The 22899-nt window shown below is 75.0% G+C and carries 19 protein-coding genes; 8 read left to right on the plus strand and 11 right to left on the minus strand.

Going from position 1 to position 22899, the window contains the following annotated elements:
• The first annotated feature begins 198 nt into the window (after positions 1 to 198).
• Entirely contained in the window at positions 199 to 873 is a 675-nt protein-coding gene (locus ABTY40_RS15715) for a LamG domain-containing protein (protein ID WP_352059989.1), read from the plus strand.
• A 12-nt stretch (positions 874 to 885) separates the two neighbouring features.
• Here the strand turns inward: ABTY40_RS15715 and ABTY40_RS15720 are convergent, their stop codons facing one another.
• Positions 886 to 3177, minus strand: a complete 2292-nt coding sequence (locus ABTY40_RS15720) for an alpha-N-acetylglucosaminidase (RefSeq protein WP_352059990.1) — start codon at positions 3175 to 3177, stop codon at positions 886 to 888.
• Between the two features lie 200 nt (positions 3178 to 3377).
• Between ABTY40_RS15720 and ABTY40_RS15725 the strand changes: the two genes are divergently transcribed.
• Both ABTY40_RS15725 and ABTY40_RS15730 read left to right on the plus strand, forming a co-directional pair.
• On the plus strand, positions 3378 to 3977 hold the full coding sequence (locus ABTY40_RS15725) for a hypothetical protein (protein ID WP_352059991.1): 600 nt from the start codon (positions 3378 to 3380) through the stop codon (positions 3975 to 3977).
• 156 nt (positions 3978 to 4133) lie between these two features.
• On the plus strand, positions 4134 to 5324 hold the full coding sequence (locus ABTY40_RS15730) for an alpha/beta hydrolase family protein (protein ID WP_352059992.1): 1191 nt from the start codon (positions 4134 to 4136) through the stop codon (positions 5322 to 5324).
• Between the two features lie 112 nt (positions 5325 to 5436).
• Here the strand turns inward: ABTY40_RS15730 and ABTY40_RS15735 are convergent, their stop codons facing one another.
• The 7 genes from ABTY40_RS15735 to ABTY40_RS15765 all read right to left on the minus strand — a co-directional run bounded on the left by ABTY40_RS15735 (position 5437) and on the right by ABTY40_RS15765 (position 13712).
• Entirely contained in the window at positions 5437 to 6240 is an 804-nt protein-coding gene (locus tag ABTY40_RS15735) for a phosphatidate cytidylyltransferase (protein ID WP_352059993.1), read from the minus strand.
• Positions 6237 to 8030 (minus strand): histidinol-phosphate aminotransferase family protein, encoded by a 1794-nt coding sequence (locus ABTY40_RS15740; RefSeq protein WP_352059994.1) that lies wholly within the window; start codon positions 8028 to 8030, stop codon positions 6237 to 6239. Before ABTY40_RS15740 ends, ABTY40_RS15735 begins: the two co-directional genes overlap by 4 nt.
• A 124-nt stretch (positions 8031 to 8154) precedes the next feature.
• Positions 8155 to 9009: an ABC transporter permease gene (locus ABTY40_RS15745; RefSeq protein ID WP_352059995.1), complete on the minus strand. Its 855-nt coding sequence runs from the start codon at positions 9007 to 9009 to the stop codon at positions 8155 to 8157.
• Positions 9006 to 10109: an ATP-binding cassette domain-containing protein gene (locus tag ABTY40_RS15750; RefSeq protein ID WP_352059996.1), complete on the minus strand. Its 1104-nt coding sequence runs from the start codon at positions 10107 to 10109 to the stop codon at positions 9006 to 9008. Before ABTY40_RS15750 ends, ABTY40_RS15745 begins: the two co-directional genes overlap by 4 nt.
• A gap of 252 nt (positions 10110 to 10361) precedes the next feature.
• Entirely contained in the window at positions 10362 to 10517 is a 156-nt protein-coding gene (locus ABTY40_RS15755; protein ID WP_345277945.1) for a VenA family class IV lanthipeptide, read from the minus strand.
• A 46-nt stretch (positions 10518 to 10563) separates the two neighbouring features.
• Positions 10564 to 13227, minus strand: a complete 2664-nt coding sequence (lanL, locus tag ABTY40_RS15760) for a class IV lanthionine synthetase LanL (protein WP_352059997.1) — start codon at positions 13225 to 13227, stop codon at positions 10564 to 10566.
• A 269-nt stretch (positions 13228 to 13496) separates the two neighbouring features.
• The gene (locus ABTY40_RS15765; RefSeq protein ID WP_352059998.1) at positions 13497 to 13712 is read right to left on the minus strand and encodes a hypothetical protein; all 216 of its coding nucleotides are present in this window, start codon (positions 13710 to 13712) and stop codon (positions 13497 to 13499) included.
• A gap of 414 nt (positions 13713 to 14126) precedes the next feature.
• Between ABTY40_RS15765 and ABTY40_RS15770 the strand changes: the two genes are divergently transcribed.
• Positions 14127 to 15323: an NAD(P)/FAD-dependent oxidoreductase gene (locus ABTY40_RS15770; protein ID WP_352059999.1), complete on the plus strand. Its 1197-nt coding sequence runs from the start codon at positions 14127 to 14129 to the stop codon at positions 15321 to 15323.
• Positions 15324 to 15333: 10 nt separating this feature from the next.
• Positions 15334 to 16284: a sigma-70 family RNA polymerase sigma factor gene (locus tag ABTY40_RS15775; RefSeq protein WP_352060000.1), complete on the plus strand. Its 951-nt coding sequence runs from the start codon at positions 15334 to 15336 to the stop codon at positions 16282 to 16284.
• Positions 16285 to 16389: 105 nt separating this feature from the next.
• Here the strand turns inward: ABTY40_RS15775 and ABTY40_RS15780 are convergent, their stop codons facing one another.
• The 3 genes from ABTY40_RS15780 to ABTY40_RS15790 form a co-directional block, all read right to left on the minus strand.
• Positions 16390 to 17145, minus strand: a complete 756-nt coding sequence (locus ABTY40_RS15780; protein ID WP_352060001.1) for a hypothetical protein — start codon at positions 17143 to 17145, stop codon at positions 16390 to 16392.
• Positions 17146 to 17365: 220 nt separating this feature from the next.
• Positions 17366 to 17719: a hypothetical protein gene (locus tag ABTY40_RS15785; protein ID WP_352060002.1), complete on the minus strand. Its 354-nt coding sequence runs from the start codon at positions 17717 to 17719 to the stop codon at positions 17366 to 17368.
• Positions 17720 to 17871: 152 nt separating this feature from the next.
• Positions 17872 to 19104 (minus strand): MFS transporter, encoded by a 1233-nt coding sequence (locus tag ABTY40_RS15790; protein WP_352060003.1) that lies wholly within the window; start codon positions 19102 to 19104, stop codon positions 17872 to 17874.
• Between the two features lie 177 nt (positions 19105 to 19281).
• Between ABTY40_RS15790 and ABTY40_RS15795 the strand changes: the two genes are divergently transcribed.
• From ABTY40_RS15795 to ABTY40_RS15805, 3 genes are all read left to right on the plus strand, one after another.
• Positions 19282 to 19788 (plus strand): MarR family winged helix-turn-helix transcriptional regulator, encoded by a 507-nt coding sequence (locus tag ABTY40_RS15795; protein ID WP_352060004.1) that lies wholly within the window; start codon positions 19282 to 19284, stop codon positions 19786 to 19788.
• Positions 19789 to 20081: 293 nt separating this feature from the next.
• A complete protein-coding gene (locus tag ABTY40_RS15800) occupies positions 20082 to 21257 on the plus strand; it encodes a lycopene cyclase family protein (RefSeq protein WP_352060005.1) in 1176 nt (391 codons plus the stop codon).
• A gap of 23 nt (positions 21258 to 21280) precedes the next feature.
• A complete protein-coding gene (locus ABTY40_RS15805) occupies positions 21281 to 22840 on the plus strand; it encodes an FAD-dependent oxidoreductase (RefSeq protein WP_352060006.1) in 1560 nt (519 codons plus the stop codon).
• Positions 22841 to 22899 lie beyond the last annotated feature (59 nt).

Genomic DNA, 22899 nt, shown 5'->3' on the forward strand with positions numbered 1-22899 from the left:
CCAACCTCCAGAGGACTTCCCGGTACCCCGCCCACCCTCTCCCCGCCCGGCCGCGCGGTCCACCCGGACCCTCCCCTGCCCGACCAACCCGACGTCAACCCTCTGTGACGACTTCACGACAAGGAGTGCCTCCTTCCGGATGGAGGGCGGCCCCGGCGGGCAGGCAACGGGAGAGAACCAGACACCGCAGGAGCGCCCATGCAGTCACCACGCTCGGCCACGGAACCGGTCTTCGTCGCCGACTTCACCTCCGAGACCCAGTGGGTCGCCGGCCGCTCGTGGGCCTATCCCGACGGCGGCCCGGTCAACCCGGGGGACAACAAACTCGACCACCTGGTGGCCGACCCCGCGTACAGCCGCTCGGGCGTCTTCCGCGCGACCCGCCGCGAGGACGGACTGTGGGACGCGGGACTCCTCACGACCGAGGGCAGCCGCGAGGCGTTCGAGGTCCGCACGGGGGACATCCTGGAGGCGCGGGTGCGGCTCCCCGAGGAGATCGGCGCCTGGCCCGCCATCTGGACCTGGCGCGACGGCGGTCAGGAGATCGACGTCTTCGAGTACCACCCGGACAACCCCGACCTGCTCGAACTGTCCAACCGGGTCCGCGGCAGATACCACTACCACCGCGACCCCGGCATCCGGCCCGGCGGCGAGGTGCGGCTGCGCACCCAGTTCGGTGCCCGCTCGGTCGTGTGGTGGGTGGACGACGCCCGGGTCTTCTCCGACGGCGTCGGCGTGGGCCGCCACTGGCACGCGTACCTCATCGTCAACCTCTCGGTGTGCGCGGGCCGTTATCACCCCGCGCCCGACCCGGACGCCACCGAGATGTCGTACGAGGTGAGCGAGTTGCGGGTGCTCCGCCCACGCCGCTGACCCGCCTTCCTCTCACCGCGCGGCCCCTGCCGTCGAGGCCTGGAGCACCGCCCGTACCTCTTCGGCGAGGACGACCGGATCACCCACCGGCGCCGTGGCGTACCGCTGGTGGCCGCGCGCCCAGGCGTCGTCCCGGGCGAACCAGTCCACCGCCACCGGTTCCGTACCGGTCACCAGCGCCCGGTCGAGGGTCTCGAAATACGCCGCCCAGCGCGGCGCGTACACGTCGTGCACCAGCCCCGCCCACTCCCGGTTGGCGTAGTCGCGCAGCCCGCCCTCCTCACTGGGACCGCGCCCGCCCCACGTGGTCAGGATCGACCGGGCGTCGTACTCCAGCCGGTCGCGTTCGGCCGCGTCGGCGCCCCAGGACCGCGCGTCGGCCAGCCACGGCCCGAGCAGGAACCGCCGGTCGGAGGCGACCAGCCGCCCGAGCAGGTCCAGGTGGCCGTTCCACTCCCGTACCAGGGTCCGGAAGCCCTCCAGGTCCCGGCCCTGGTACGCCGTCCTGATCCGGGGGAGCAGCACCCGGCTCCGGTTGGTGAGCGCCTGCCGCGCCACGTCCACGAGGTCGTAGCGGTACGCGTCGGTCGTCCGCAGCGCGGGCGCCACCCGCAACAGCTCGGCGAGGGCCCGCTCGACCGTCGCGGCGTCGTACCGCATGGCGGTCGGGCTCCACCGGGCGGCCCTGGTCACCGTCAGGCCCGGCCGCGCGGTGAAGAGGCTGTCCTGCGGCTCGCTCCACGTGCCCGAGGGCATGCCGTACGGCCCGAGGCGCAGGGCCTCCCACGCGGCGGCGGCGTGCGGATCGGCACCGCCGTAGCGCCGCGCCGCGTACCCGGCGAACCAGGCCTTCTGGTCGACCGCGCCCGGCCGCCAGGCGAGCTCGGTGAAGAGGGCGAACGCGGCGGGGTTCTGGCCGGTGCCCTCCGGAAGGTAGGCGATGCCGCTCAGCGCCGACCCGGGCTTGGACAGCCACGCGTCGAAACGGCTCGTCCACACACCCGTGTTGGCGCCGATGGTGGTGTGACCGCCGAAGTTGGGGATCGTGCCGAACGCGTACGGCGCACCGCCCCACTGCGTCTCCCGGTCGAGCCCGTCGTAACGGTCCGACAGGCCGTCCAGGATGAGGACCCGGCGCCGGTCCACCCCGCTCAGCAGCTCCGCCGTCGGATTGCGCTGCCAGCCCAGCATGACCCAGGTCGCGCCGGGCCGGGCGGCCTCCAGGGCCCGCTGGACCGCCCCGGCCGCCGCCGCCACGTCGACCGGGCCCGGAGTGCCGCCCTCGTGCAGCAGGTCCATCTTGAACAGGCCGGTGTCACCGAACCGCTCCCGCTGGATCCGGTAGTAGGCCTCGGCCACCCGCTCGAACACCGGCCCGGTCGGGTCCAGCCACGCCGGCCGCTCGAACCCCACCCACCGGCCCTGCGGCACCGTCACCGCGCCCGGGTTCCGCGCGGCGAACTCCGGCGGCACCGTGCCGAAGTAACCCGGCAGCACCGGCGTCATCCCCAGGGACCGCAGGTGGTCGGCGACGCGCCTGCCCAGCGCCGCGCGCGCCTCGATCAACTGCTCGGACACCGGCCCCGCGAACCCCGACATGTTCTGCAGCAGCCACCAGCCCTGGTGCGCAGGGCCGGGGATCCACTCCCGCAGCTCGGCCGCGCTGTAACCGAACTGCTGGAAGGCCCGGTAGTAGGGGTACTCGGCGCCCGTCGGCACGAAGACCTCGTTCACCCCGTGCAGCGCCATCCGGTCGATGTCGTGCCGGTACGTGGCGAAGTCGCGGTACGCGCCCGAGTACCCCTCGTCCGTGTCGTTCAGCGCGTACCGGTGGGGCACCGCCGCCGACCGGGTCACCGTCCCCGCGACGGCCGGGAGGATCTGGGGCAGCCGGCCCAGGCTGTCGCCCGGCCACCCGAGGTCCACCCCGGCGACCTCCTTCAGGTACCAGCCGGCGCCGGTGAGCAGCGTGGCGGGCGAGGTGCCCCGCACCTGGATCGCGCCGGCCGGGCCGGAGACCGCGAAGTGGTCACCGCCGGCCCCCTTCGGGACCGGCACCAGGGTGAACTGCGCGGCGGTCCGCTGCCCCAGCAGTCGCGTCAGGCTCGCCCGGGCCGGCGCCACGTCGAAGGCGGGCACCGCCCCGGACACGGCCGGCGGGCTCTGCCCTACCCCCTCGACGGCGGCGACCGTCCCGGAGGCGCGGTGCGCCGCGCCCGCCCCGGACACGGTCACCACCGACACGGCGGCCAGCACCACGGCGACGAACGCCCGACGGCAACGGACGACCGGACCTCTGCCCATCCGACTCCCCTGACTCCCGCTCGACGGTCACGCGCACCGCGCGTGCGCCCACTCTCCGACGCCCCTTCCCGCCCGCCGGGCAGGCGGAGCCGGAATTCACCCGCCGCTCATCCGACCGGACGCACCGGGCACCCGTACTGGGGCGCACATGAGTACGGGTGCTCAGGAGCCGCCGTCGCGGCCCGCCTACGGTGATCCCCGTGAACGCGAACGAGGCACACAGCGGGACCGGCGGCGCCGGGAGCACCCGGCGATGGCACGTGGGCTGCTCCGTCGCCCTGGTCGCCGCCTTCGTCCTCGTGATCCTCGGCGCGTGGAGCCTGCGGGAGTTCGAGAAGGGCCTGGACGGGGACGGACAGCTGGACATGCCCCGCGCGTACGCCGGAAGCGCGGTGGAGCCGCTGCCCGCCGGCGCCACCGCACGGTACGAGGACGGCGTGCGCGTCACGGTCGGCCCGCCCCGCCCGGAGGACGACGGCAGGACCTACCGCATCACCGTCACCTTCGAGAACGGCTCGGACGAGACGCTGGAACCGGACACCGGCGGCCACGACGACACGCTGGACGTCCGCCCCGGCCGGCCGGCCGACTCGTCCTGGGCCGCCGCCGACGGCACCATCGACCGGCTCGACTTCCGCGAGGCCGAGCAACTCCTCGACCGGCCGCTCGCCGAGGACGAGAAGCGCACGGTCCCGGTACGGGTGACCGCGAGCCGGAAGGGCCTCCCGCTCACCGTCGAAGTCCGGCCCCCGCACCGGAGTCACCGCGCGGCCGCCTACTGGCAGCTCTCCCTCGGCTGACCCCGCCGGCGGGACGGCGGGGCCGGGAGCGGCCCGGCCCGGGTCCGGGAGCCTGCCCGGCGGAGATCCGCGTCCGACCCGGGACGTACGGCCCCGGCGCCGGTTGCGACCGTGGGAGGACGCGGGGCGCCCGGCCCGGCCCGTAGCGTCCCCGGCATGAGGAAGCTGACCCGGGCGGCCACCGCCGCCCTTCTCGCCTGCGCCGTCACGTTACCGGCCGCCGCCGCCACCACCGCCACCGCCGCTCCGGCCCCTCCGCCCGCCGCCACGACCACCCCCGACCGGCCGGCCGGACGCCTGAGCCTGCCGGCCCCCACCGGACCGTACGGTGTGGGACGTTCCGTCCTGCACCTCGTGGACCGCTCCCGCACCGACCCCTGGGTCCCCGAGGCGGACGGCCGCGAACTGATGGTCACCCTGCACTACCCGGCCGCCCGGCACCGCCCCGGCCGGCCCGCCCCGTACGCGACACCGGAGGAGGCCCGGCTCCTGCTGCGGGGCGTGCCGGTCGAGGACCCGGTGGCGACACGGCAGGTGGCGGAGGCCCGCACGCACAGCGTGCCGGACGTGCGCCCCGCCCCGGGTCGGCACCCGCTGGTCGTGCTCTCGCCCGGCTTCGGCATGCCGCGCTTCACCCTGACCGCTCTCGCCACCGACCTCGCCTCCCGTGGCTACGTCGTCGCCTCCGTCGACCACGCCTACGAGTCGTCCGGAACGGCGGTTCCCGGCGGGCGCACCCTGACCTGCGTCGCGTGCACCGTCATGGAGGGGAACGAGTGGACCAAGGGCCACCTGGTCACCGGCGCCCGCGCCGCCGACACCCGGTTCCTCCTGGACCGGCTGACCGGTCCCCGGCCCGCCTGGCGGTACGCCTCCGCCATCGACCCGACGCGCGTCGGCATGGCCGGCCACTCGGTCGGCGGCGCGAGCGCCGTCCCCGCCATGGCCGCCGACCGGCGGATCGACGCCGGCGTGAACATGGACGGCACGTTCTGGGACGCGCCGCCCGCCGACGGTCTCGGCGGCCGGCCGTTCCTGTTCCTCGGCACCGACGAGTTCCACCGGCCGGGCGGCGGGGACACCTCCTGGGACACCACCTGGGCGGACGTGCGCGGTGAGAAGCACTGGCTGACCGTCGACCGCGCCGGCCATCTCGACTTCTCCGACGCGCCCCTGATCCTCCGCCACGTCGGCCGCCCGGACGGCCCCCTCCCGGCGGACCGCGCCGTGTCCGTCACGCGCGCCTACGTGGCCGCCTTCTTCGACGAGCACCTGCGGGGCAGGGACCAGCCCCTCCTCGACGGGCCCGACCCGGCTCACCCGGAGGTGCGGTTCCACCGGCCCTGAGCACCGCCGTCCGGCAACCGCGCGGGCGGGTCCGCCACCCGGTCCCGCCCCCGCGGAGGCGGGACCCGGCGCGGGTGGTGTGCCCCGCGTCCCCTTCGCCGCACCGCCGCCCTCAGCGGAGCACCAGCAGCACGGCGAGCGCGAGGAGCAGGGAGTCGATCCGGTCCAGGAGGCCGCCGGAGCCGGCGAGCCAGCGGCCCGCGTCCTTCACCCCGGCTCCCCGCTTGACCATCGACTCGAAGAGATCGCCCAGCGGGCCGCCCACCGCCACGGCGATCACCAGGGGAAGGCTCCAGGCCGACAGGGCGGCCAGGGCCCCGAGCCCGGCGGCCGCCCCCGCGACCGTGCCGCTCCACCGCTTGGCGGGCGACAACGGGGAGAGCCGGGGGCCGCCGAGACGCGGACCGGCCGCGTACGCCACGATGTCGGCGACGGACACGGCCGTGAACAGGGCGAGGCCCGTCGCCCCGAGCGGCACCAGCGCGGCGAGCAGCCCCAGCCAGACCAGCCCCAGCAGCCCGGCGCCGGCCCGCCGCAGACCGTGCGCGGCGTCCCCCGCGAGCAGCGGCACACCGACCACCGCGAGCGCGCAGGCCGCCGCCACCCGGGGCAGCTCCCCGGGCACCAGCCACACCGCCAGGACCAGTGCGACGACGGACGCGGCCAGCACGGCACGGTCCACCGGCGTCAGCCGGAGCAGGCCGCCGAACTCGACGACCGCCACGACCCCGACGAGCGCGGCGACGGCCGCGGCACCGCCCGGCCCGAGCCAGAACGCGCCCGTCAGGAGGGGGACACCGGCCGCCCACACGCACCAGCGCAGGACCAGTTCCCGGCGGCGGGACACCGCCACCGCCACACCCCCGGCCACCAGGGCCCCGCCGAGGAAGGGCACCAGGTCGGCGACGGTGGTCACCGGCCGGCCCGCCCACCCGGTACGGCCGGTGCCGGCACCGCGTCCCCCGGCCGCAGCGCGTCGAGCGCGCTCCGGCAGGCGGCCACGATCCGCGCGTTCTCCTCCGTGTCGCGCACCGCGATCCGGACCGTACGCCCCTCGTACGCCGGTGACATCGGCGACAGATCCCGCAGGTGGACGCCGTACCGCCGGCACTCCCCGACCAGGCGCGCGGCGCTCGGCCCGGCGTGCGGCAGCGTCACGGTGACGAAGTTCGCCACCGATTCCCCGACCTCGCTGAAGCCGTCCAGGGCGCGGAGGTCCGCGGCCAGCCGGCCCCGCAGCACGTGGGTCCGCTCCCAGCAGGCGGCGTAGTAGGCGGGATCGCGCAGCGCCGCCACGGCCGCCAGCTGGGCGGGCAGGCTCACCGCCCACGGCGGGGTCCAGCGGCGCAGCTCCCCCGCGGTCTCCGGAGCGGCCACGAGATAGGCCGCCCGGACCCCCGACAGGGCGAACATCTTCGACATCGAGGTGCAGACGGTCACCCGCCGGTCGGCCGCGGCGAGAGGGGCCAGGGAGTCCGCGGGATCCACGTAGCCCAGGTACGCCTCGTCGATCCACCACCGGGTGTCGGCAGGGGAGGCCTCGATCGCCGCCCGCAGCTGTGCCGACGGAGCGTGACGCCCGGTCGGGTTGTTCGGATTGACCACCACCACGAGGTCGTACCCTCCCGCCCGGACGGCGGCCGTGAGGCGCTCGGGATCGATCCGCCAGCCGTCCGCGCGGCGCAGCGCGAGCCGGTCCACGCGGCAGCCGATCACCCGCTCGGTGACATGGGCGTACTCGCCGTAGCCGGGGTCCAGCAGCAGCACCCGGCTCTCCGCCGTCAGCCACCGTCCGAACGCCCGGAAGATCAGGTCGGAGGAACCGGCCCCCACCACCAGAGACTCCGGCGGGAGCGCCCGGGCTCGGGCGATCTCGGCGAGGAGGCCGTCCGCGGCGGTCGGGGGAGAGGTCCGCGCCGCCCAGGAAGGATCGTCCGCGAGCACCGCCCGCACCCCGGGAGCCGGCGGGAACCAGGCGTCCAGCACGTCCGCCGCGACCACCTCGTGGCGCCGCTCCAGCGTCCGGAAGTCCGTTCCGATGGCACCGAAGGAGGCACCCCCGTGCTCGCAGCCGTCCGCCCGCGGCGCGAAGTCCGCGTCGAGACGCCAGTCCACCGACGCCCGCAGCCGCTCCACGACCGTGCCGTACCGCCGCAGGACGTTCCGCGTCAGCTCGGCCACCGAGCCGGTCAGCACCTCGAACGTGACGTCGCCGCAGCGGATGGTGCGGCCGACCGGGCGCAGGCCGGTCGCGACGTACATGCCGAGCAGCTCCGTGCGGCCCATCGCCACCACCCGCCGGCCGCCGCGCGACGCGATCCAGCGCAACGCGGCGTACATCAGGAGGGGCGCGGCCACGGTCGACCTCAGGCCCGGTTCCACCGTGAGGATCCGGACCTCGAAGGGGGCGCCCTCCGACAGCAGCGGCAGCGCGTCACGGCTCACGTACTTCTCGAGCCCGTAGCGGCCCGCCCACGGCGGCGTGATGCTCACGAAACCGATCTTCGTGGCACCGCGCGCCACGACCAGCCGCACGGCCGCGTCGCCCGGCCCGTCGCCGTCCCCCTCGGCGGGCGCGTCGCTCAACCTCCCCGAGGGGTGCGCCGGATGCTGGCCGAGCTCCTCCGCGTAGACACGGTGACGCAACTCGCCGATCCAGTCGAGATCGAGCGGAGTCGCGACACGCAACTGAAGGGCCTGGTCCATGAATGTCCCCCTGGGGCGGAATAGCGGTCGCGCACCAGCATGGGGAACTCAGGACATCCGCGCGTGAGTACGCGTACTCACCTCGGCGTCGAAACCGCGAGCCGGTCCGCCGGCTGGCGCCGCGTCACTCCGGGCGGCCGAAGCGGTGGGCGGCCCAGCCGAGGGCCAGCGCCCCCGCGGCGAACAGCAGGCCCGCTTCGAGGAGCAGCGGGGGCTGCCAGCCGCCCCACTCGATGCCGCCGGCCGCGGCGCCGTCCGGCACCCGCAGCGCGATGCAGCGGCGCAGCAGGTCCACCCCGTGGGCGAGCGGGTTGATGTCGGCGAGGACCCGGGCCCATCCGGGCATGGCGTCGAGCGGGAAGAACGCGCCGGAGAGGAACAGCAGCGGCATCATCACCAGCCCCAGCAGCATGTGGAACATCTCCGCCCTGCGAAGGGTCACGGCCAGGGCCAGCGCGAGGGCGGTGAGCGTGAAGGAGGTCAGCAGCATGCCGCCGAGGAGCAGCAGCAGGAGCGCCGGATCGTACGGCAGGCCGACGGCACCGGCCAGAGCCAGCAGCAGGGCGCCCTGGACGGCGGCGACCAGGGTGCCGCCGAGACAGTTCCCGAGAAGCAGCGTCGACCGGCTGACCGGAGCCATCAGCAGTTCCCGCAGATAGCCGCTCTCCCGGTCGGTGATGAGCCGGACCCCGACCGTGATGGCCGGCATCTGCACCGTCATCATCAGCATCCCGGGGAAGAGGTAGATCCGGTAGTCGACCCCCAGCGAGGCCTTGGGGATCAGCGTGGCCAGTCCGCCGCCCAGCACGAACAGGTACAGCAGCGGGTGCAGCAGCGTCAGAGCGGTGTGGACGGGCTGTCCGGCGAGGCGCAGCAGATCCCGGTGCACCAGGGCGTGCACGGCCCGCAGTTCGTGCCGCGTCCGGGACGGCCCGCCGCTTCGCGCGGTCCCGGGGACGGGCAGGGTCGCCGTGGTCATCGCGCACCTCCGGAGTCCGCCGCGGTGCCCTGCCGGGGCGGCGCCGCGGGCGGGCGGCCGGTGGCCTGCAGGCTGCGGCCGGTGTGGTGGAAGAAGACGTCGTCGAGCGTCGGAGGGGTCGCGGAGGCGGCCCGCACGGCGATGCCGTGCTCCTCGAGGACCGCGCACAGGCGGGGGATCCAGGTGCTCCCGTCGGGCAGCCGCAGGTGGACACCGTCGGCGTCCACGGTGACAGGCCGGTCCGGCGGGGCGATCATGCCCGCGAGCCGCCGGGCCGTCGTGTCGTCACTGGTGCGCAGGTGGACCTTGTCGTCGCCGACGGCGCTCTTGAGCGCCGTCGGCGTGCCCTGGGCCACGAGCCGGCCGTGGTCGATGATCGCGATCCGGTCGCAGTGCTCCGCCTCCTCCAGGTAGTGGGTGGTGACGAAGAGGGTGCTGCCGTGCCGCTCGCGCAGCGTGCGCAGGTGCTCCCAGACCTGGGCGCGCGCGTGCGGGTCGAGTCCGGTCGTCGGCTCGTCGAGGAACAGCACCTCCGGGGCGTGCAGGAGCCCCCGGGCGATCTCCAGACGGCGCCGCATCCCGCCCGACAGCGTGCGGACGGGGGAGCGCCGACGGTCGGCCAGCCCCACCGCCTCGAGCACCTCGCCCGCCCGGCGCCGGGCACAGCGGCGGCCGAGGCCGTACAACCGGGCATGGATCAGCAGATTCTGGTCGGCCGTCAGATCGGGGTCCAGGGCGCTGCGCTGGAACACCATGCCGACCCGCCGCCGTACCTCCTGCGGGCGGCTCGTCACGTCGACACCGGCCACCACGGCCTGACCCGAGGTGGGGCGGGCCAGCGCGCACAGCAGGGAGATGGTGGTCGACTTCCCCGCCCCGTTGGGCCCCAGGAAGGCGAAGGTCTCGCCCTGGAACACGTCCAGGTCCAGCTCGCGCACGGCGTCGACGGTCCCGTCCGGTCCCGGGTAGCTCTTGACCAGCGCGCGCGTGCTGATCGCGTACGCCGTCCCGGACGTGTGGGGCGCGGGGTGCGCGCTGATGACGGCGGTGGTCGGCAGGGCGGCGCGGGTGGGGTCCTCGTCACCGGCGGGGAGCTGCATGGGGTCTGTTCCTCATCTACGAGTGCCCACCCGCGCCCCGCACGGCGTACGGGCGGAAGGGCACCGCACCCGGCCCGTGGCCCACGGGCCGGGTGCGCGGTGGAACCGGTGGTCCGGGCCGGGCCCGCGGGGGAACCGCGCGGCCCGGAAGCACCTGCGCGGCGCGGCCGCGAGCGGCCACGCCGGAAGGGAACGGACCCCCCGTCCGACGGCTGTCCCGGGACGGCCACCGGACGAGGGGCGATGCCCGCGTTACGCGCAGGTGATACCGATGCAGACGGTGTTCAGCAGCGTCAGCAGGCCGACGCAGGAACAGGTGCCGGCGAAGGGCTCGCCGTCGACGCCGACCGGGTCGGTCTCCGGGAGGGCGTGCAGCTCAGCCAGCAGTTCGAGGTCGCGGTTCTCCATGGGGTTCTCCCTTTCCGTTGAAACTACGGCAGGAACTTCCCGCCGATCAGACCGGCGACTGGACCATCCAGTGCCGGGGCTCGGTGTGCCGGATCCGCAGCAGGAAGGCCAGGATTCCGGCCGACCCGTCGCTCCAGCTGGTCGAGACGTCCCCGTACTCGTTGGGGAAGACCACATGGCCGCGGCGCCACGCCCCCTCGGCGAGGATCAGGCGGGCCAGCTCCTCCGCCCGGGCACGGTAGGCGGGATCGCCCGTGGCGTCGGCCATGTCGAGAAGGAAGTCACCGTTGCCCGCCAGGCCGTGGCACTGGGCCCCGCCGGCCCGGGAGGCCTGCTCCGTGACCGCGTACGTGGCGCGGCGGGCGAGCTCGCCGAACCGGTCGTCGCCGGTGGCCTGCCACAGCCGGAGGAGGAACGAGCCGATGCCGGCGGAGCCGTGGCACCAGTACGGAGCCGTGGGAGCGTCCGAGGAGTGCGCGGGCCACTGCGCGGCCTCGCCGATCCTCAGGGCGTTCGCGGCGAGGAGCTCGCCCGACGCCAGGGCCAGCTCCCGGTGGTCCTCGCGCCCCGAGACGGCGGAAGCGGCGAGGAGGAAGCAGCCGACGCCGGCCGCGCCGTGCGCGAAGCCCAGGTACCGCTTGCCGGCCTCCTGCGCGGCGGCTTCCGCCGGCACCGCCCAGCTCACCCCGGAGGCGTCCCGCCGCGCGGCGGCGGCCAGCCGGTCGGCCGCCTCGACGGTCAGCTCGGCGAAGCGCGCGTCACCGGTGCGGTGCCACAGGTGGACCGCGGCGAGCCCGCTGCCGGCCGTGCCGTGGGTGATGTCGTGGCTGGGTGTCGTCACCTGCGGGGCCAGGGCCAGCTCCAGGGCGTGCTCGACGAGCCGGCGGTCCTCGACCGCCCGCCCCGCCTCGTAAAGGGCCCACGCCGTACCGCGTGCGCCGAAGTGCAGACCGGGACGTGCGGAACGGGTGTCGGTCCTGCGCACCATCCAGTGGCCCGCGGTGGAGATCAGCTCCGGCAGCCGGGGGTCGCCGGTGAGCGCGAAGTACCGCGTGAGGACCGCCAGCACGCCGGCGGCGCCCTGCTGCACGGTGCAGGGATCGGTCTCCCCGGCCGTCGTGGACACCGGCCACAGCCGCTGCTCGTCCTCCGGGGTCATGGAGTCGACCAGGTGGTCGACGATCCCCGCCACGGCCGCCTCGACGTCCTGGCCGTTCCGCGCCGGACCGGCCGCGTCGCCCACCGGCCGCAGGGGGGACGCGGCCCGCAGGGCCGTGCGCGCCCGCGCAGGGTCCCAGCGTTCGGCCGGGTCGTCCCGCATCAGGCCGAGGATCACCTCGGCCAGCGCGGGCGGCAGCGCCGACGGGGCCGCGCAGGCGTCCAGCCACGCGGCGAGACGCTCCTCGTCGGGACGGTCGGCGGGTTCCTCGGCCAGCAGCTGCGGCACCTTGCCGGCGAGCACGAAGCAGAGGGTGGCGCCGAGGCTGTAGTAGTCGGCCGTGGGGGAGACGGGGGCGTCGGTGAGCCGTTCCGGAGCGCTGAACCCGGGCGTGCCCAGGCGTGTCGGCAGGGCGTCGTCGTCCGCCAGGACGGCGAGCTCCAGGTCGATCAGGCGCAGTTCACCGTCCGGCAGCACCATGATGTTGCCCGGCGTCAGGTCCCGCAGCACGCAGCCGTGCGCGTGGGCCGCCGCCACCAGGTCCACCAGGCGTCCGGCCAGGGCGAGCGCCTCGGCGCGGTACCGCTCGCTCCCGACGTCCCGGAAGTGCTCCGCGACCCAGTTGCGCAGCGCGACGCCCGGGATCTCCTCCAGCGCCAGGAACAGGTGCCCGCCGTGCTCGAACTGCGTCAGCGGCTCCGGGGCGAGTCCCAGCCCCTTCAGCTTCTCCAGGGTCCGCGCCTCGGCCCGCAGCCAGTCGCGGACGTCCCGGCCGGTGTCGTCGGTGTCCACATGCGGCCGGGCCTCCTTGATGACCACCGGCTCGCCCGTACGGACGTCGGAACCCCGGTACACACCGCCCTTGTTGGTGTGCCGGATCGCCTCCCGCACCGCGAAGCGGCCACCGATCACCACCGGTTTCGCGGGCGCCTGCGCAGGGCGCGGCGGAGCGGGCACCGAGGCGGGGAACGGACACACGGCCCAGGACGGCGGCTCGTACTGACCCGTCCGCCTGTCCTCCACGGGATTGCCGTCGGGGTCGAGGAAGTACCAGATCAGCAGCCCGTCCTGGGACAGCCGCCGCCGGCCGACGAAGGCGCCGTAGCGGTAGTGCACCAGGCTGTGGGCCGCGTACGGCTGGTCGGACATGATCCGGGGCCCGTCGAGTCCCTCGGTGGCCCGGTGCAGCTCCTGCGCCAGCCGTACCGCTTCCTCGTCGGACGACGGATAGACGGTGACGACCTTGCCCGAGCTGCCCCGGGGCGCACCCCGCGAGTTGAGCACCCGCACCTGGTCCAGCGACCGGGCGAACTTGAAGGCGGAATCACCCCGCACCAGCACGTCCAGTGCCTTCGCGAGGACCGCCGGCGCCGAGGCGACCGTCGCGGACACGTGCAACTTCCAGCCCTGCTCGCGCTGCGTCCCCTCCCGGGGCACGGCGTGGCACCACATCCCCTCCGAACGGACCGCCCAGCGCGCGTCCCTCTCCGCGGCGCGCAGCGCTTGGTGGAGGAGATCCTCCAGCTCGACTTCGGTGGCCTGACTCGTCATCCGTGTCCCTCTCAACGGCGAGAACCGCTGGGGGGAGACGTGCCCGATGACATTGGCATACCAACGCCCACCGGCCCGGATTCACCTGTACCGACGAGCGCACGGCCGCCGACTCCCACCCTGAGGTGCGCCCGGCGCAGGAGGAAGCGTGCCCGGCGCGCAAGGGCTCTCAGGCCGCCCGTAGGCGCTCCGGCGGACACGGCGTGGGGGCGGGACCCTCCGGACGCGCCCGCCATGTGGGTGTCCGCCGTCGGGGCGACGGGCGGGCCTCAGCGGGTCCGGGGCCGCTCGTCCACCGGCCAGGGGTCCACCGCCGGCAGCGGTCTGCTCCCTTCGCCGGACGGGTTGACCCACCCGCAGCTCGTACAGGCGTACCGGTGGTTCAGCCCCTTGATGAGCGCACCGCACCTCCGGCACTCGGTGCGCGTGATCTCGGGAAGGGGCAGCGGCCGGACGGCGCCGCGCGCGGAGGACGGTGAGGGCATGCTCCGAGGCTAACCCGCCCCACAGGCCCCACCCGTCCCCTCGTCCTCACCCGCCCCACGGAGCGGGCCGCCCGGCGTGCGGCGCAGCCGGCAACGCGTGTACTCCTCGAAGACGGCGGCCTGCTCGAAGCCCGGCCGACAGCGCGCGCAGCACCAGGGAGAGGGGATGCGGGTCCCGCCGGGCCCTCGGTCCCGCCGGGCCCTCGGTCCCGCCGGGCCCTCGGCCCCGCCGGGCCCTCGGTCCGGCACCTTCGGCGCAACCCACCGCCGCCGTGATCAGCCGTCGTCGGGGCCTCTGTGACGCGCGTCACGGAGGCCTTCTGTCAGGAATCGGCGCGCTGTCCCGCTCAACCCACGAGGCCCGGACCGACAGCCAAGCGGCCCGACAGAACGACCGACCCGACAGGAGCAACCATGAAGCACCGCATCGTCGTCCTCGGCGCCGGCTACGCGGGAGCACACGTGGCCGGCAATCTCGCCCGCCGCCTGTCCCCTGCGGACACCGAGATCACCGTCGTCAACGCCGAGCCCGACTTCGTCCAGCGCATGCGGCTGCACCAACTCGCCGCCGGGCAGCCGATCGACGCCCCCCGGCTCACCGATGTCTTCGCCGGTACGGGGATACGGCTGCGCCTGGGCCGCGTCACGGCCCTCGACCCCGACCGCCGCGCCGTCGCGGTGGCCGACGCCGACGGTGGCGGCGACCTTCCCTACGACACGCTGGTCTACGCGCTCGGCAGCCACGGCGACGGAGCCGTCCCCGGCGCGGCCGAGCACGCCTTCGACGTCGCCGCCCGGCCCTCGGCCCTGCGCCTCCGCGAACGCCTGGACACCCTGACCAGTCAGGGCGCCGGCGGCAGGGTGCTGGTCGTCGGCGACGGACTGACCGGTATCGAGACCGCCACCGAGATCGCCGAATCCCGGCCCGGACTGTCCGTCTCCCTCATCGCCCGGGGCGAGCTGGGCGCCCGGCTCTCCGCCGGAGCCCGCCGCCATCTGCGCCAGGCCTGCGACCGCCTGGGCGTCACCGTCCTCGAACACGCGACCGTCGAAGCCGTCGGGGCGACGGAGGTGCGCTGCGCCGACGGCGCCGCCCTTCCTTCCGACGCCACCGTGTGGACGGCCGGGTTCACCGTCCAGCCCCTCGCCGCCGCCGGTGGGCTGGCCGTCACCGGGGACGGCAGGATCCTCGTCGACCGCACCATGCGGTCCCTGTCGCATCCGGACGTCTACGCCGCTGGCGACAGCGCCCACGCCGTCGGCGACAACGGCCTGCCGCTGCCGATGTCCTGCGCCACGGCCGGCTACACCGGCCGCCAGGCCGTGGAGGCGATCGTCGGACAGCTGACCGGCCGTGAGGTCGCGCGCACCAAGCTCGAATACGTGGGGAACCACATCAGCCTCGGGAGGAGGGACGGCATCCTCCAGAAGGTGGACGGCGACGGCCGGGCCCGACCGGCGTACATGGGCGGGCGGAAGGCCGCGCGAATCAAGGCGGGCATCCTCGCGATGTCGCTGTGGGCCACCTCGCACCCGACCTTCGGCCTGCCCACGCGCAAGCACCGGGTGGCCGGCGCCCCGCGGGTGAGCACCGAGACGACGGTCGCCTAGGGTGAGGCGCGTGGACACCACCGCGGACCGTTTCGACACCGACCGGTTCGAGGCCGACCGGAACCGGCTGGCCTCCCTGGCCTACCGGCTCCTCGGCTCGGCCACCGACGCCGAGGACGCCGTCCAGGACGCGTTCCTGCACTGGCAGGCCGCCGACCGGCAGCGGATCAGGGTCCCGGAAGCCTGGCTGACCAAGGTCGTCACCAACCTGTGTCTGGACCGCCTCCGTTCGGCTCACGCCCGCCGGGAGCGCACCGCCGGCGCCTGGCTGCCCGAACCGCTCCTCGACGACGACCCCATGCTCGGCCCGGCCGAGACCTTCGAGCAGCGGGAGTCGGTCTCCCTGGCCGTCCTGATGCTCATGGAGCGCCTCTCACCCCTGGAGCGGGCCGTCTACGTGCTGCGGGAGGCGTTCTCGTACAGTCACGCCGAGATCGCCGACATCCTCGATCTCACCGAGTCCGCGAGCCAGCAGCACCTCCACCGGGCGCGGCGCCGTGTCACCGCCACGCGCCGCCCCGGCGGCGAGGTCGATCCGGCGTCTGCCCGCCGGATCGTCGAGGAATTCCTCCAGGCCGCGACCTCGGGCCGGACCGAGCGACTGGTCGCCCTGCTCACCGACGACGCGACCGCCCTCTCCGACGGTGCCGGTCTGACCAGGACGCTGCTGCGGTACGACACGGTCCGGCGCATCGCCGTCGTCGTGCGGGCCGGCTTCAAGCCCACCCCGGCCAAGCGCCGCCTCGCGGGCGGCACCCCCGCCGTCCACTACGCCACCGTCAACGGCGGCCCGGCCCTTCTGTTCGTCCTCGACGACCGTGTCATGGGCACCGTCACGTTCGACCTCACGGCCGGCAGGATCGCCACGGTCCGCGGCATCGCCGCCCCCGGCCGCCTCGCCCGCATCACCGAGACCTGGCGACGCCACGCGCCGGGCACGCCTCTGATGCCGGAGTGGTGACCGACCGCCACGCACCCCCGCGCCGGCCCGTAGGACCGGGCAGGCGCGGGGCGACACGCGGGGGCCGTGCCCCGCGACGCGTGCCTGTCGCCGGTGCCACGGTGGTCACCGGGTGCGGACGTGCTCCACCGCCGTGCGCAGGAGACGCTCCTCCGCCGAGCGGCGGGCCGCCTCGGCCGGTGGGGGCGGTGCGCCGGAGAGGCGGACCTCGACGATCACGTTGGCCCTGCGCGCCGCGACGTGGTGGGAGGCCCCGAAGTCGGCGCGCCACGCCTCGTCGCCCACGCCCCGCAGGGGAACGCGGGGGCCGAGAGTGAAGGTGTCCGCGAGGGCGTCCCGTGCGCTGTCCGTCGCAGAGCCGCCGAACGTGCCTTCCCAGTTCACGAGCTGGTACTCCAGCGTCAGCGTCGACGCCCCGTCCGGGTCACGCCACGTGCACCCCGCGGTCGGACCGTACGGGCCGTCGTCGTCGTGGTCGGCCGTGCCCGGGCCACCGGGCACGAGGGCCCTGGCCGTGGCGCGTCCCACGTCGCAGGGGTCGGGCAGCGAGGCGCTCTCGTGGCGGCCGGGCCACCAGGGCGCGTTCCACGGGCGGTCGACGGGCAGGATCAGCACCGGGGCGACCGCGAGGAGGGCCAGGAGGAGGCAACCCAGGTCCCGCAGGTCCGACGAAGCGGCGCTCTCCGCGGGTTCGCCCGTGAGCCGGCTCAGGACGGAGAGGACGAGCACCAGGAGCACCAGCCCCAGGACGGCCGACATGCCGATCGCCGGGTAGCGCATCGTCCTCGTCAGCAGGACGGCGGTGAGAACGGCGAGCGGCACGGTCACCAGCAGGGGACCGGAACGACGTATGCGGGTCATGGACACATCACCCCTGGCGAGGAGTACGCGGAGCCGGCCGCACCGGTTCCCCCGGTGCGGGGGACGGAGGCGCCAGTGTGGCCCGAGGCGGTGGTCAGGACAACGTGCCGGAACGTCCCGGACGTGTCCGGGACAGCCGGGTTCGCGTCCCGACTGTCCCGGAGGCGTCCCCGGGCGGCGTCGGCCGGTTCCGGTGCGCGGGGCCACCCGGCCGCCGGCCTCAGCGGAACTCGTGGATCACCTGGATCTCGCCCACGATGTGGTCGTTGAAGTCGTCCAGTTCCCCGGCCGGAACCCACAGTTCGAGGATCGTCCGCCCGCCCGCCCGGCGGACGGGGTAACGGCTCAGGAACGCCGACTCGACCTCGAAGCGCGTCACGAAACCCGCGCCGTCGTGCTTCACGTTCCAGTCCCGCGCGATCCGGATCGCGTAGTCCTCGTCGAGGACCGGGTAGAAGATCGGCTGCTCGGGCAGCCTCGGCGGCCATGCGCGCCAGTTCGCCTCCCTCACCAGGTCCAGCTCCTCGGGACCGGTGGGGCGCCACAGGGTCGTCGTCGCGGGACTGCTGGTCATGGGTGCGTCGCTCTCCGGCCGGGGCCGCGGGAAGGTGATGGGGCGTTCTGAACGGTAGCGAGGGCCTCACCCCGGTGGCGATCCGATTTCCGTACGGCTCCGTCTCCGGCCGTGCGGCGTGACGAGCACCGGCCCGTCGGAGAGGTGGGTGGTCAGCCGCCCCAGGCGATCAGGGCCGCGATCGCCGGGCCGAAGGCGCCGCCCAGCTGGTAGCCGAGATTGAACAGGCCGATCGCCGCAGGACGCAGGGCGTCCGGCGCGGCCCGTGTCGCCGAGACCCCGAGGGTCGCCTGACCCGCGCTCGTGGTGAGGACGGCGAGGGCCGCCACCGGGAGGAGCAGAGGAGCCCACGGCGTCAGCAGGGCGAGGAGCGGAGCCAGGAGCCCCGTCGTCAGCAGGAGGGTCAGGAGCGCGCGCCGGCTCACGCGGGCCGAAGCGGCCGCCAGAGCCATGGAGAGGGCCGAGCCCAGAAGAAGGGCGACCAGCTGGCCGGCGCCGATCGCGGACGTGGACCAGTCGGTACGGTCGCGCAGCGACGCGGGGACGGTGAACAGAAGGGTGAAGTACGACGTGGAGAAGGCGCAGGCGAGCGCCGTGGAGAGGACGAACCGCCTGCTGCGCAGCAGGGAGGCCGGGACGAAACCCAGAGGGCGGGCCCGGACGTGCAGCGCCAGGGCGACGGCCGTCACGAGCGCCCCGGCCGCCGCCGGGAGCGGGTGACGCGGTATCAGGACCAGGGCCGTCGCCAGCAGCACCAGCAGCGTGGCGCCCCGGCCGTCGAACGGGTCGCTTTGCCGCGGGGCGGAGAGGTCGGCGCGGCGCAGGACGACCGGCAGGGCGAGCAGCGCGACCACGCCCACGGCGAGGGACAGCCGCCACGAGACCGCGTCGGCGAGGACCGAGCCGAGCAGCGGCCCCACCGCGCCCAGCGTGCCGAAGCCCGCCGTGATCACGCCCATCCGTCGGACCGACCCGGCCAGGCTCATCGCCGCGGTGACGAGCCCCGCTCCTCCCGCGGCCTGGGCCGCACGGCCGGCCGCCACCACCGGCAGCCACGGCGCCACCGCCACGACCGCGGTGCCCGCCACGACGAGGAACGCGCTCAGCCGGAGCGCGCCGCCGAGGCCGCGGCGGCGCAGGAGCCCCGCCATCAGGGGAGTACCGATGGCCACCGCCCACGCGAACACCGTGACGAGCCAGGTCGCCGTGGCCGTGGGCACCCCGAGCGCGGCGGCGATGTCGGGGACGATCAGGACCGGGGCGTTGGCGCTCGCGGCCAGGGGAGTCGCCAGTAACGCCAGCCACAGGGCGGGCACCCGGCCCGGGGCTCGCACGGCGCCGGCGTTCGCGGGGGAGTGGGGGAGGCTGCGGTCGAGCAGGGGCATGGCGGGCTCCGGTTCGGTCGGTCGCAGGGCAGGCGGTCACCTGTTGCTCAACGTTGATAATCTCAACGTTGAGATAAAAGCGCCTCGCGTCTCTGGCCGTCAAGTGTCTTAACGTTGAGAGGATGTACGTTGAGATGACGTACGTTGAGCGGACGTACGCCGAGAGGAAGTGGTGGGATGAGCGACGCCGTCGACGCGGTCATCGCCCAGTGGACCGAGGAACGCCCCGATGTGACGGAGGCACTCTGGCCCGTCGAGCTGATGGGAAGGGTCCAGCGGCTCTCCCGCGTGGTCGACAGAACGGTCAAGGCGACGGCCGCGCGGCACGGGGTGGAAATCGGCGAGTTCGACGTGCTGACCACCCTGCAGCGCTCCGGGCCGCCCTACGCCCTCACCGCCGGCGCCCTGCTCAAGGCCTCCATGGTGACCTCCGGAGCGATCACCAACCGCATCGACAGGATGGAGGCCAAGGGCCTGGTCGAGCGGGTACGCGACGGGGACGACCGGCGGACCGTCAGAATCCGCCTCACCGAACACGGGCAGGAGGTGACCCGGGCCGCCTTCGCCGACCATCTGGCCACCTACGCCGACCTGCTCGCCGATGTCGACCGCCAGGTCGTCGGCGACATCGCGGACGGGCTCAGGAAGGTGCTGGAGGCGCTCGGCGACACCGGGATCGACTGACACGGCCCGGCACCCGGCGGCCGGCACCCGGCGCCGGCTCCAGGCTTCCCCGTCCCCGGCTCCTGGCCCCGGGCGCGCGGAGCCCGACGGCCGCCCCTCCGCCGGCCCCGTGCGGCAGTCCGGCTCCGCACCGGTTCGCCCTGACCGGCGACCCGTACGGCGTGGCCGGGGCCGGACCGCATCCGGGGGCGGGCCCGCGCGAGAAGGTGGAGCGCACGTCCGCGACCCGCGGCGGTGGCCCCGTGGGCCGGCGGCCGGGCCCGCCGCCGGTTCGAAGGAGAGCACCGCAGACCATGAGGGACAGCAGCGACATCGTCATCGTCGGCGCCGGAGCGGCCGGTCTCTCGTTCGCGTGGCGGCTGCTCGACCCGCCGCCCGGTGTCCGCCCCCCGGACGTCGTCCTCGTCACCCCGCCGCCCGGCCGCCTCCGTCCCCCCGAACGCACCTGGTGCTACTGGGAGCCGGGCCCGGGCGACTACGACCCGTTCCTCACCGCGCGCTGGCACAGGGTGCGGGTCCGCGCCCCCGGAGGTGACGGCCAGGCCCGCGAACTCGGCGACCTCACCTACAAGATGCTCCGCTCCGGCGCCTTCGAACGGGGCCTGGAACCCCGCCTCGCGGGGCTGCGCCGGATGGAAGCCGTCGTCGAGGCCGTCGCCGACCGTCCGGACGGCGCCGAGGTGAGCGGCCGCACCCCCGACGGCGCCCCCTTCACGCTCCGGGCCAGCTGGGTGTACGACTCCCGGCCACCCGCCGCACCCCCCGCCGCGCGCGTCTCGCTGTGCCAGCACTTCCGCGGCTGGTTCGTCCGGTGCGAGCGGCCGGTCCTCACCCCCGGCACCGTCGAGCTCATGGACTTCCGCACCCCCCAGCCACGGCACGGACTCTCCTTCGGATACGTGCTGCCCACCAGCCGGTACGAGGCCCTCGTCGAATACACCGAGTTCGGCCGCGCCCCCCTCACCCGCCAGGCCTACGACGACGCGCTCCGCCACTACACGGGCCGCGTCCTCCGCCTCGGCGCCTTCCGGGTGACGGGCACCGAACAGGGCGTCATCCCCATGACCGACGGCCGCCATGAGCGCCGCGCCGGCCGGCACGTCTTCCGCATCGGCGCGGCGGGCGGAGCCGTGCGCCCCTCCACCGGCTACGCCTTCGCAGCCATCCAGCGCCAGAGCCGGGCCGTGGCCCACGCCCTGCACACCGGCCGCCCGCCCGTACCACCGCCGGCCCACCCGGCGCGGGCCCTCGCCATGGACGCCGTCCTCCTGAGGGGCCTCGACACCGGACGCATCGACGGCCCGGCGTTCTTCACCCGCCTCTTCCGCGACGTACCGAGCGCCCGTCTGCTCCGCTTCCTCGACGGCACCACCCGCCCCGCCGAGGAGTTCGCCATCGGGCTGCGCACCCCGGTCCTCACCATGCTGCGCACCGCCGCCGAGCTGCCGCTGCTCACCCGCCGCCGCTGACCGAAGCCCCGAGGAGTTTCCCGATGCCCCGTCACGAGCCCGTCCCGGCCGCCCGCCGCGGCCGCGACCGCAAGGCCGTCGTCCTGCCCGCGCCGCCACCCCGGCGCGCCGGCGCGCGCGGGACCGTCCGCTGCGCGGTCGTCGGCGGCGGTATCGCCGGTCTCGCCGCCGCCACGGCCCTCGCCGAACGAGGCGTCCGCGTCACGCTCTACGAGCGCGAGCCGACGCTCGGAGGCCGCCTGGCCGGTTGGCCCACCGAACTCGCGGACGGATCGACCGTCACCATGAGCCGCGGCTTCCACGCCTTCTTCCGCCAGTACTACAACCTGCGAGGTCTGCTCCGGCGCGTCGACCCGGGCCTCGACCGGCTCCGCCCGCTGCCCGACTACCCGCTGCGGCACGGCTCGGGGACGTACGACAGCTTCGCCCGCGTCCCGAGGACACCGCCCTGGAGCGCCCTCGGGTTCGCCCTCCTCAGCCCGAGTTTCGGCGCCGGGGACCTGGCCCGGATGAACCCGCGCGCCGCACTGCCGCTCCTGGACGTCCGCGTCCCCGAGGTCTACCAGCGGTACGACGGCATCAGCGCCCGCGCGCTGCTCGACCGCGTCCGCTTCCCCGAGGCGGCCCGGCACCTCGCCTTCGAGGTCTTCTCCCGCAGCTTCTTCGCGGACCCGGACGAGCTGTCCGCCGCCGAACTCGCCCTCATGTTCCACATCTACTTCCTCGGCTCCTCCGAAGGCCTGATCTTCGACGTGCCCGACGAGCCCTACCCCCAGGCCCTGTGGGACCCGCTCGCACGCTACCTCGACACCCACGGCGCCGCCGTCCGCACCGGCACGCCCGTGCTGGGCCTCCAGCCCGGCCCGGACGGCGGCCACCTCGTCCACACGGCGGACGGCACCGAGCACACCGACGCGGTGGTGCTCGCCCTCGACACGGCGGGGCTCAAGGCGCTCACCGCCGCCTCCCCGGACCTCTGCGACGCCGCGTGGCGGGCCGGGATCGGCAGGCTCCGCGTCGCCCCGCCCTTCCTCGTCACCCGGATCTGGCTCGACCGGCCGGTCGCCCCCCACCGCCCCGGGTTCCTCGGGACCAGCGGATACGGGCCGCTGGACAACATCACGGTGCTGAACGTGTTCGAGGGCGAGGCCGCCCGCTGGGCCCGGAAGACCGGAGGCGCAGTCCTCGAACTCCACGCCTACGCCGCCGACCCGGCCGCGCGTCCGCACGCCCTCGCGCGCGAGCTCGTGGCCCAACTGCACCGTGTCCACCCGGAGACGGCGACCGCGCGGATCGTTGACCGGCGGGACGAATGGCGCCGCGACTGCCCGCTGTTCGCCGTGGGCACCCACACCGACCGGCCCACCGTGGAGACGCCGGACCCCACCGTCACCGTCGCCGGAGACCTGGTCCGCACCGGCCTCCCGGTGGCCCTGATGGAACGGGCCGCGACCACCGGCTTCCTCGCGGCCAACGCCCATCTGCGCCGCTGGGGCCTCGGCGGCCAGGCCCTGTGGACCGTCCCCCGCCACGGCCGTTCGGCACCCCTGCGGCTCCTCGCCCGCCGCTTCGGGACGACCTGACGGTCAGCCGTCGGCCCGGACCGGTGCCACCCGACCCCTTCGGCCCGGGAACCGCCCCG

It is taken from the genome of Streptomyces sp. NPDC126503 (assembly GCF_040302405.1).
Taxonomy (GTDB): domain Bacteria; phylum Actinomycetota; class Actinomycetes; order Streptomycetales; family Streptomycetaceae; genus Streptomyces; species Streptomyces gulbargensis.

Coding starts and splice junctions, on each gene's coding strand:
- ABTY40_RS15800 (WP_352060005.1), top strand. CDS start 20,082: ATGAGGGACAGCAGCGACATCGTCATCGTCGGCGCCGGAGCGGCCGGT.
- ABTY40_RS15750 (WP_352059996.1), bottom strand. CDS start 10,109: ATGCAGCTCCCCGCCGGTGACGAGGACCCCACCCGCGCCGCCCTGCCG.
- ABTY40_RS15770 (WP_352059999.1), top strand. CDS start 14,127: ATGAAGCACCGCATCGTCGTCCTCGGCGCCGGCTACGCGGGAGCACAC.
- ABTY40_RS15790 (WP_352060003.1), bottom strand. CDS start 19,104: ATGCCCCTGCTCGACCGCAGCCTCCCCCACTCCCCCGCGAACGCCGGC.
- ABTY40_RS15785 (WP_352060002.1), bottom strand. CDS start 17,719: ATGACCAGCAGTCCCGCGACGACGACCCTGTGGCGCCCCACCGGTCCC.
- ABTY40_RS15795 (WP_352060004.1), top strand. CDS start 19,282: ATGAGCGACGCCGTCGACGCGGTCATCGCCCAGTGGACCGAGGAACGC.
- ABTY40_RS15730 (WP_352059992.1), top strand. CDS start 4,134: ATGAGGAAGCTGACCCGGGCGGCCACCGCCGCCCTTCTCGCCTGCGCC.
- lanL (WP_352059997.1), bottom strand. CDS start 13,227: ATGACGAGTCAGGCCACCGAAGTCGAGCTGGAGGATCTCCTCCACCAA.
- ABTY40_RS15765 (WP_352059998.1), bottom strand. CDS start 13,712: ATGCCCTCACCGTCCTCCGCGCGCGGCGCCGTCCGGCCGCTGCCCCTT.
- ABTY40_RS15755 (WP_345277945.1), bottom strand. CDS start 10,517: ATGGAGAACCGCGACCTCGAACTGCTGGCTGAGCTGCACGCCCTCCCG.
- ABTY40_RS15805 (WP_352060006.1), top strand. CDS start 21,281: ATGCCCCGTCACGAGCCCGTCCCGGCCGCCCGCCGCGGCCGCGACCGC.
- ABTY40_RS15740 (WP_352059994.1), bottom strand. CDS start 8,030: ATGGACCAGGCCCTTCAGTTGCGTGTCGCGACTCCGCTCGATCTCGAC.
- ABTY40_RS15780 (WP_352060001.1), bottom strand. CDS start 17,145: ATGACCCGCATACGTCGTTCCGGTCCCCTGCTGGTGACCGTGCCGCTC.
- ABTY40_RS15720 (WP_352059990.1), bottom strand. CDS start 3,177: ATGGGCAGAGGTCCGGTCGTCCGTTGCCGTCGGGCGTTCGTCGCCGTG.
- ABTY40_RS15745 (WP_352059995.1), bottom strand. CDS start 9,009: ATGACCACGGCGACCCTGCCCGTCCCCGGGACCGCGCGAAGCGGCGGG.
- ABTY40_RS15715 (WP_352059989.1), top strand. CDS start 199: ATGCAGTCACCACGCTCGGCCACGGAACCGGTCTTCGTCGCCGACTTC.